Origin of the sequence: Desulfofundulus thermosubterraneus DSM 16057 (assembly GCF_900142025.1) — a bacterium.
GTDB classification, from domain to species: Bacteria; Bacillota; Desulfotomaculia; order Desulfotomaculales; family Desulfovirgulaceae; genus Desulfofundulus; species Desulfofundulus thermosubterraneus.
In genome coordinates, this window is sequence record NZ_FQZM01000075.1 from 1 (window position 1) to 6,060 (window position 6,060).

Here is a 6,060-nt window from a genome sequence, read left to right on the forward strand (position 1 = left end):
AAAAGACCCCATGACCGGCTGCCGGCGCCGGGTCTGCTGCATGGGCTGATACCAGTCGTCTTTCTTGGCGTACTTAGCCGCTGTTCGCCAGTTGATACCTACCCGCCGGCTAATTTCGGCAATACTGCACTCTTCTCGCTCGTAAAGATGTTTGATATACTGTTGTTGGGCCATTGCTATCACCTCTTGTATCCCCTCCTGCCTTTGCCCAAGTCAGAAGGGTTATTCTAGAGCGTGATGGCAATGCCCTCTTTTACACGCGCCATGCTATGCATTTTTGGCTGCCGTTTTATGCAATTCTATTATGCCAAAAACACCCGGAGGGAAAGAAGTGGCGCCGGAGCTGTGTATTGAAGCCGACGGGGTGATAATCCGCCTGCAAAGGGCAAAGCAGAAACGAGGAGAAATCAAACATATAGTAGCTTACGAGGGGAAGGAGCAAATAGACCGGGATCGCTTCGCCCTGAAAAACAAGCTTGTATTAAGCAGCTTAAATGAAGGTGAGGCAGCCTGGGAAGAAGGTTATGCCGAGATCGGGGGGAAATGGGATTTAAGCCGGGTCCAGAAGATCTACATTGGCGGCGATGGGGCAGACTGGCCCAAGCAGGGAGTGGAATACTTCCCCGGCGCCGAATATCGCTTAGACCCATACCACCTGAGCAAGCATTTAACGGAAGCTCTCTGGTATGATGAAGAAACCTTTCGGAAAGTAGCCGCAGCTATTTCCCGGGGTAACTGGCAGGAAACCCAGGGGATTCTAACGGAAGCAGCGAAAAAGACCCGAGGTAACCGGAAGAAGAGGATCACCAAGCTTTTGCACTATCTTGAGGAAAACTGGGTGGGGATTGTTGCCTCGGCGGGAGCAAAACGCCTGGGCACCATTGAAGGGCAGATACAACACAACGTGGCCCGGCGGATGAAACGCCTGGGAGCCCGGTGGACCATTAACGGTGGGGACCGGATGGCCCGGATTTTGGCCGCTAAGGCAAACGGGAAGCTTGATAAATTATGTTTTGCGTTGGCCGGTGAAACACGAAAAGCTGAGGGAATTAGCGCAGAAGCCAGTGGAAAAACAAAAAGCCGGGGATGTGGAAAAATGGCTGCAGGCGACATTACCGGCATTAAAGGGTCCTTTTGCCGACCGGCCGTGGGTTAAGTATGTTTTACGGGAACTTGCCCGGCCAGATTTTGCTGCCCTTATTGGCTAACCTGTTCCCTGGTGAGCCTCAGAGGGCTTAAGAGGCAGCGCCGTTAGGGGAGCCTTGACAGCCGGGGTCCCCGCAGGTGGTACAATGGTTTTTGCGACGGGGCGCTGGTTATTATCTTTACCTGTTCCCCGGAGCCGCCCCGTCGGTGGGTTTGTCTGACCACCTGCGGGGTGGATGTCAAGGCCGCTGCCTTGAAGCTAGTGTTTTTGAGCGGTGAGGTCTCATAACGGAAAAATTTTTTGTGGAGATACCTACTAGATCATAGGACGGGGTAAAAATTTCAAAGTAGGCTAATCAAGTATACTTTGGAAACGAGGGCAACGGATGAGGCTTAATCAGGCTACAGATTACGCTTTTCGGGCAGTGCTTTACCTGGCCCAATTACCTACCGGTGAGGTGGTAGAGGCACAGGCTATCGCCACGCAAGAATGCATACCTATACGTTTCTTGCTAAAGATTTTACGCCTGCTTACCAAGGCGGGCATCGTAGATTCCTACCGCGGCGTGGGTGGAGGCTACGCCCTGGCCCGGCCGCCCGTGGAAATCACCCTGTTGGACGTGTTGGTGGCCGTGGGGGGAACGCTACAAATAAACCGTTGCCTGGTGGACGCGGAATTTTGCAGCAAGCAGGGGCCTTCCCACTGCCCCGTGCACCGGGCCCTGGGATCCATCCAGGAAACCCTCATCCAGGAATTTAAGCGCTACAACTTTGCCCAACTGGCCGGGAACTTACCGGGATCCCGTAAAAAACAGCCCGGCCCGTACGGGAGAGAATTACCCCACACCGGGGCAAAATAGGGTAAAATCCAGAGATGGAGGTGTCGGAGGTCATATCGTAGTGGGCTACCTGCCGGAAAAATGGGATCATCTCCTCACGGAAGAACCCTTGCGGATGACATAGTAAAACGCCGTATGAAAGGGATGGGGTATCAACACCGGACCCCATTCCTTTTTTTGCACCAGTTAGTACCAAATATTTCCTGAGATCAGCGGTAGTTTCTATTAGCTTTCTCTAGAAATGACTTTAAATCCGCCCAGGATTCCAGCAGCCCGTCGGGTTGATAACGTTCCAATTCCTCCCGCTCGGTTATACCCCAGGTGACGCCCAGGGTTTTAGTACCGGCAGCCCGACCAGCCTGGATATCAAAATGACTGTCTCCCACATAGACGGTTCGATGTGGTTGGGCATGAAGAATTTCCATGGCTTTGAGGATTGGATCGGGCAGGGGCTTATGCTTCTCCACGTCATGGGCAGTAACCATTACATCAATATAGCGGTCCAGACCGGTAAAGTTAACAGTCCGCCACGCACCTGTTTTTCCTTTGGACGTGACGATACCCAACTGGATGCCCTTGGTACGCAGGTTCTGGAGCATTTCCAGCGTACCGGGGAAAAGCCGCGTATAAAGGTCATGGTCACGGTGGTAGTGGTACTGATAACGCTGGATAAACTCTTCCGCCCTTTCCCCGGCAAAATGCCGCGCAATATCCACGATGGGACGGCCAATCCAGCGCATGACATCTTCACTACCCCAGGGGATGCTCATTTCAGTAAACACCCGCCGGTAGGTATGCTTAATTAGGGGTAAGGAGTCGGCCAGGGTGCCGTCCAGATCAAATAAAGCTACCTGTAAGCACATGTTTCTCTCCTGCCTTTCCTTCAACAGTATAACACATCCGCCGGTTTATAAGCAGGTTTTTTTTACTCCATGGCGAATCCTAAAAACCCAAAGGAGGGTTAAATGTGGCTATAAGCAAAAAGATCGCTGGATTTCTTTCCCAGGCCTCTTGGATCCGCAGAATGTTTGAAGAGGGAGAGAGGTTGCGCGCCCTTTACGGTGCCGATAAGGTGTATGATTTTACCCTGGGTAATCCCGACGTGGAACCTCCGGCGGCCTTTAAAGAGGAACTACGTAAACTGGCCGCAAACCCCATCCCGGGGATGCACCGCTATATGAGCAACGCCGGCTACGAGGAAACCCGCCGGGCAGTAGCTGAAGTGCTGGCCGAAGAAACGGGGTTGTCTTTCCGCACCCGGCACGTGGTAATGACCGTGGGTGCCGGAGGAGGGTTAAACGTAGTATTAAAAACTCTGCTGGATCAGGGGGACGAGGTCATAGTATTAGCTCCCTATTTCGTCGAGTACCGTTTTTACGTGGATAACCACGGTGGAGTCATTAAAGAGGTGCCCACGGGCCTGGACTTTCAACCGGATCTGGCGGCCCTGGAAAAAGCCATCACCTCCAGGACCAAGGCAGTAATCATCAATTCACCCAATAACCCAACGGGGGTGATATACGAGGCCGGATGTCTGGCGGAACTGGGAAAGCTTCTGGATAAAAAAGGGAAAGAACTGGGCACTACCATTTATTTAATTTCCGATGAACCCTACGCCAAAATAGTTTACGATGGCATAGAAGTACCCAGCGTCTTTCAGTTCACCCGGAACAGCATCGTGGTCACCTCCCACAGCAAGGACCTGGCCCTGCCAGGCGAGCGCATTGGCTATATTGCCGTCCACCCGGAGATTGACGAAAGCGACCTGCTGCTGGAAGGGCTGGTTTTCTGCAACCGCACCCTGGGATTTGTCAATGCCCCCGCGCTGATGCAACGGCTGGTGGCCAAATTGCAGCGGGAAAAGGTGGATATTGCCGCTTACCAGGAAAAGCGTGACCTGTTGTATAATCACCTGGTTTCCCTGGGCTTCGAGGTAGTCAAACCCCAGGGGGCCTTTTACCTGTTCCCCCGCTCCCCCCTGCCCGACGACCTGGAATTCGCCCGGCTTGCCCAAAAACATAATATTCTGGTGGTACCGGGGAGCGGTTTTGGTTTGGCGGGTTACTTCCGCATCTCCTATTGCATAAGCAAACAAATCATTCTCAATTCTTTACCCGCGTGGACACAACTGGCCCGGGAAGTTGGCCTTTTGTAAACCCGCAAACACTGTCTTATGGCGGCTGTCCCTGAAGGAACAACCCAACCCAACCCAGCACTCACTGTACCCAGAGTTCTCTTAGTATCGATGATTGCTGCAATCTGCGGTTTTAACCCCTGCGCAGGTACCTGGCTCCGGTGAGTGCTGGGTAAGTGCTACGCCGCCCGGACAAAAATCAAAAGCCCTGCTGCACAAGCAGAGCTTCTCGGGGCAAATTGTCCAACCCGTTTTATTCCTCTACCAGCATCAATAATTTTTCATGCATATGCAGGTTCAACTGACGCATGACACTGCGCAAGGTTTGAGGATCCCTTAAGACCAGTCCATCCGCCCACCGTTCCAGGAGGTACTGCACAAACTCCATAAACCCGCTGGCCAGGGTTAGCGTATACAATTCCCGGTAACGGTTGTTATCCGGCTGGCAGCCCGTACCAAGGCTTTCTTTGTGGGTAAGCTTGAAATTGCGCAACTCCTGTTCTTCCCGGGTCCAGGAGACCACACCATCAATGACCTGTACTTCCTTACCGCAGGTGTCACAAATAAATTTAGCCAAATATAACCCCTCCCTTATTCTACCCCCATAAAAACACTTCCCTATTTCCCCTCACTCAGGTCTTTAAAAACTTCTCTTTTCAGTTTATATTTAGATATAAAAGATTAAACTCCTGCTCCCTTTTTAAAAAGGAATTTTTCCCTTAAAGGCAAAAAAAATAATTTTTCTTTTAAGAAGGAGGCCAATCCATAATCAGGCGCGGCGTGAAAGACAAATAGTCAGCGCTGGTGAGATAAAAGTTGATGCCCCAGGCCTGATCGGGTAAACGGTAACGGCAGGCCCGGGCATGCAGGTGGCCGTAAACTACGTGTTTAACGCCGTACTCTTGAAAAATTTCTATAAATCCGCTGTATTCGTGTTTTTCGTTGGTCGGCATATAATGCATCATGACAATGATTTCCTCCGCTGGCCCTTGCACGCTTTCCAGGGAGTTCCGCAACCGGATGAGTTCGCGCCTATAAATTTTCATATCTTCATCCTTGAAAAAAGCGCCGTTGGGGCACAACCATCCCCGGGTACCACAGATAACCAGATCACCCAACCGTATGTGGTCGTTCTGGATCAGTCGCATATTGGGAGGAGCCATGGCTCGCACCCGGGAGATACTCTGCCACCAGTAATCATGGTTGCCCTGTACGGCTACAATAAGCCCCGGCAGCAAACCGAGAAAATGTAAGTCCGGCCGGGCTTCCTCCAAACGCATGGCCCAGGAAATGTCCCCACCCACTAGCACCACATCGTCTTTAGTAACGATCCGCGTCCAGTTTTCGTAGATGCGGGATGCATGAGCGGCCCACGACTCATCTACCTCGGCCATGGGCTTATACTCCGGACTATCCCCCCAGTTTAACGGATCTGGTGCCCTGGAAAAGGATAAATGTAAATCGCTGATAGCGTATATTTTCATCTAAGCCTCACTCTCCCACCCAGCGTGCCCTGGCCCCGAGCCGGGTGCTCTGAAAAAGGGGGGGAACTTTGAGAATAAAGGGGTGTAACCCGGTGAATGAGTACAAACTCGTGGTGGTGGTCGAAACCCAAGAACACGTTTACATTCGCCTGTTTGTCAACAATGTCCTTGCCAATCCCGAAGGCTTGATTCGCTTAAAACATGCTGAACTGGATCAGCTATTTCGCGACCTGTTCAAGGGTTCCAGGGGTAAATGCATCAAATGCTACTGTCAATACTCCCGTTGACCCGGCCCTAGCTTTCCTCTTCGACACATCTGTCCTTACTCCTGCTCCTGTTACATCGAGTAGGAGGGGGCGGCTAGCCCCCGTCCTCTCACACCACCGGACATGCGGGTCCGCATCCGGCGGTTCACCAAGCTTGACGAAGACTTTGATAGCGTTCGGTTAAGCTCATC

General features: G+C 52.1%; 6 protein-coding genes and 1 pseudogene. 4 read left to right on the plus strand and 3 right to left on the minus strand.

Going from position 1 to position 6,060, the window contains the following annotated elements; translation table 11 throughout:
* Nucleotides 1-316 precede the first annotated feature (316 nt).
* Together BUA65_RS17135 and BUA65_RS17140 are read left to right on the plus strand one after the other, a co-directional pair.
* Nucleotides 317-1,208: pseudogene (locus tag BUA65_RS17135) on the plus strand (ISLre2 family transposase); the annotation flags it as partial.
* A 324-nt stretch (nucleotides 1,209-1,532) separates the two neighbouring features.
* The gene (locus BUA65_RS17140) at nucleotides 1,533-2,006 is read left to right on the plus strand and encodes an RrF2 family transcriptional regulator (RefSeq protein WP_072871567.1); all 474 of its coding nucleotides are present in this window, start codon (nucleotides 1,533-1,535) and stop codon (nucleotides 2,004-2,006) included.
* Nucleotides 2,007-2,194: 188 nt separating this feature from the next.
* Here BUA65_RS17140 and BUA65_RS17150 read toward each other — a convergent pair whose 3' ends face one another.
* Nucleotides 2,195-2,848, minus strand: coding sequence for an HAD-IA family hydrolase (locus BUA65_RS17150; protein WP_072871570.1), 654 nt, complete (start codon nucleotides 2,846-2,848; stop codon nucleotides 2,195-2,197).
* Nucleotides 2,849-2,952: 104 nt separating this feature from the next.
* On the opposite strand from BUA65_RS17150, the gene BUA65_RS17155 reads away from it, so the two are divergent.
* Nucleotides 2,953-4,140 carry a pyridoxal phosphate-dependent aminotransferase gene (locus tag BUA65_RS17155; RefSeq protein ID WP_072871572.1) on the plus strand — a complete coding sequence of 396 codons (1,188 nt, stop codon included), beginning with the start codon at nucleotides 2,953-2,955 and terminating at the stop codon, nucleotides 4,138-4,140.
* Between the two features lie 232 nt (nucleotides 4,141-4,372).
* On the opposite strand, the gene BUA65_RS17160 is transcribed toward BUA65_RS17155, so the two are convergent.
* A complete protein-coding gene (locus BUA65_RS17160; protein ID WP_072871574.1) occupies nucleotides 4,373-4,696 on the minus strand; it encodes a hypothetical protein in 324 nt (107 codons plus the stop codon).
* Between the two features lie 169 nt (nucleotides 4,697-4,865).
* Nucleotides 4,866-5,603 carry a metallophosphoesterase gene (locus BUA65_RS17165; RefSeq protein WP_072871576.1) on the minus strand — a complete coding sequence of 246 codons (738 nt, stop codon included), beginning with the start codon at nucleotides 5,601-5,603 and terminating at the stop codon, nucleotides 4,866-4,868.
* 92 nt (nucleotides 5,604-5,695) lie between these two features.
* Between BUA65_RS17165 and BUA65_RS17170 the strand changes: the two genes are divergently transcribed.
* Nucleotides 5,696-5,890 carry a hypothetical protein gene (locus tag BUA65_RS17170; protein ID WP_013822362.1) on the plus strand — a complete coding sequence of 65 codons (195 nt, stop codon included), beginning with the start codon at nucleotides 5,696-5,698 and terminating at the stop codon, nucleotides 5,888-5,890.
* The last annotated feature ends 170 nt before the right edge of the window (nucleotides 5,891-6,060 follow it).